Raw genomic sequence first — 1,355 nt, forward strand, 5'->3', positions numbered from 1 at the left:
GAGATACGACGTTTGTGCGTAATCTCAGACAGCGGGTTGTTCTGGTCCATAAACTGAGACAGCTGGCTGGAACCAAAGAACTCTTTCACTGCTGCAGAAATCGGCTTGGCGTTGATCATGTCCTGAGGCATCAGGGTATCCAGATCGCCCAGAGACAGACGCTCTTTCACCGCACGCTCAACACGTACCAGGCCAACGCGGAATTGGTTTTCCGCCATTTCGCCTACGGAACGGATACGACGGTTGCCGAGGTGGTCGATATCATCGACTTCGCCTTTACCGTTACGGATATCGATGAGCTTCTTCATCACTTCGATGATGTCGTCTTTGCTCAGGATACCGGAACCTTCGATCTCGTCACGCAGCAGAGAACGGTTGAACTTCATACGACCAACCGCAGACAGGTCATAGCGGTCTTCGGAGAAGAACAGGTTCTCGAACAGGCTTTCAGCAGCTTCACGAGTTGGCGGCTCACCAGGGCGCATCATGCGGTAGATTTCTACCAGCGCGCTCAGACGATCGTTAGTTGGGTCGACGCGTACAGTTTCAGAAATGTATGCACCGTGGTCCAGATCGTTAGTGAACAGCGTTTCGATACGCTTGTGGCCAGACTGGCTCAGCTTAGCCAGCAGATCCAGGCTCAGCTCCATGTTGGCTGGGCAGATCAGCTCGCCAGTAGATTCGTCAACGTAGTCTTTAGAAGCGACTTTGCCAGCGATGTACTCAACCGGAACTTCGATATGTTTGATATCGTCTTTTTCCAGCTGGCGAATGTGGCGCGCAGTAATACGGCGGCCTTTTTCAACGTACACTTTACCGTTCGCTTCGATGTCGAAGGACGCGGTTTCGCCACGCAGACGTTCTGGAATCAGTTCCATCTGCAGCTTGTTGTCACGAATTTCGAAGACAACTTTCTCAAAGAACAGGTCAAGGATCTGCTCAGTGGTGTAGTTCAGCGCACGCAGAATAATGGTCGCAGGCAGTTTACGGCGACGGTCGATACGTACGAACAGGTTGTCCTTCGGATCGAATTCGAAGTCCAGCCAGGAACCACGGTAAGGAATGATGCGCGCGTTATACAGCACTTTACCCGAAGAGTGGGTTTTGCCTTTATCGGAGTCAAAGAAGACGCCTGGGCTACGGTGCAGCTGAGAAACGATAACACGCTCAGTACCGTTGATGACAAAGGTACCGTTGTCGGTCATGAGCGGAATTTCGCCCATGTAGACTTCTTGTTCTTTAATGTCTTTTACGGTGCCTTCCGGCGCTTCGCGCTCGTAGATCACCAGACGCAGTTTTACGCGCAGCGGTGCGGAATAGGTCACGCCACGGATCTGACATTCCTGAACGTCAAA

General features: G+C 52.0%; 1 pseudogene. It reads right to left on the reverse strand.

What is annotated here, in order from left to right:
* Window positions 1-1,355 (reverse strand): annotated as a pseudogene (gene rpoB / locus RDN66_RS03725) (DNA-directed RNA polymerase subunit beta); the annotation flags it as partial.

It is taken from the genome of uncultured Kluyvera sp. (assembly GCF_902485085.1).
Lineage (GTDB): Bacteria > Pseudomonadota > Gammaproteobacteria > Enterobacterales > Enterobacteriaceae > Kluyvera > Kluyvera ascorbata.